Raw genomic sequence first — 1,519 nt, forward strand, 5'->3', positions numbered from 1 at the left:
GGCTTTATGGGCGAAATCACTGAGTCCGCACAAATGCTGAGTACGATGGCAGAAGAGCTTCAAACGACTTTAAGTCGGTTTACCGTTGGGGAAAATAAAGACGTTTCGTAAGTTATGAAAATCCGACAAGACCATTCAACCCTTGGTTCAAATACCAAGGGTTGAATGCCCTATAGAACTCGGCGTATCTATTAGATGATGTAGATATAGTCTCAACGGACAGAAAAAGCCGAGCGTCTTCTCAAAAGCCTTAGTGTTTCACATGAAACTTCCTTGTTGTTCCCACGCTGTCTTCCCTTAAAAAAACCCTTAAACCATCATTTTATTATGTATTTTAAATACACTAACATCCTATGTTATAGGCTCTACCAAAGGCCTGCATATTAAAAATAAATACAAAAAATGAGCTTAATCAAGGAGGATCATATGAAAAAGCAACTCAAAAACAAAGACCTCAGCAAATCTCGCGGGATCTTCAAAAGTATATCGACGAAATTATCCTCCGTTCTATTGATTGCCATTGTCTTAGTTTTTTCAGCAACTGGATGGCTTATTCATTCGTCGACGAAAGAACAAATGGTGAAAGATATCGAAGCGAGTCTCGCCACAAAAAGCAGTGCCGTCTCTGATCAAGTCGATGCGATGTTTGCGGAAAAAGCGACCATTGTAAAACAGATGGCCGCGAATCAAGACATGATAGACTTGGTAAAGTCTGTGCAGCCAACAGATGATGTAATGTCCAATACACATTTTAAGAGTGTAATGAAATCCTTAGAAAATGTCGCTCGTACAGATCAATCACTCGTAACTGTATGGGTAGCTGGAAATTCAGCTAATTTCATCCTTGGCAATAATCATCTCGCTGAGGGAAACTATGACATAAAAAGCCTACCATGGTATGAAGAGGCACTCAGCCAGACGGATGTCTTTTTTACCGAGCCTTATTACGATGACATTACCGAAAAAACGGTGTTAACAGCGGCTCTCCCAATTCATGATCAAGGAGAAATAAAAGGGTTTGTCGGTGTTGATTTGCTATTAGATCAGCTTCCCCAGCTCATGCAATCATATAACCTTGAAGAAAATGTGTATACGTTCTTATTATCAAAAGATGGAACTGTGCTGTACCATCCGGATGAAGAGCTGATTTTGAACCAAAAGCTACCCGACATTGAAGGAGATTTAGGTCAAATTGGTTCAGCGATGGTCGAGGGCGACATTGGCTTAAGATTAAGCTGGGTCAATGACCGAAGCGAATACATCGGCTACTCACAAGTACCAACTGCCGATTGGTCGGTCGGTGCTGCCATCCCTGCAGAAGATGCCTTGTCAGGTCTTGATTCGATCACAATCAATATGGTCGTTTATTTCGTTGTCGCGTGTGCCCTATTAATCCTCATTGTCTATGTGTTAACCAGACACATGCTCAAGCCGATTCCGAAAATGATGAGCGTCTTAAAACAGCTTGCCTCTGGTGACTTAACCCCGCGTCTGCACATTCAGTCTAAAGACGAAATGG

At 41.7% G+C, this 1,519-nt stretch carries 1 protein-coding gene; it reads left to right on the plus strand.

Features of this window, described 5'->3' with window-relative positions:
- Nucleotides 1-426 precede the first annotated feature (426 nt).
- A partial coding sequence (locus G4V62_RS19050) for a PDC sensor domain-containing protein (protein WP_165205219.1) occupies nt 427-1,519 on the plus strand: 1,093 nt, incomplete at its 3' end.

The organism is Litoribacterium kuwaitense, assembly GCF_011058155.1.
Taxonomy (GTDB): domain Bacteria; phylum Bacillota; class Bacilli; order Bacillales; family DSM-28697; genus Litoribacterium; species Litoribacterium kuwaitense.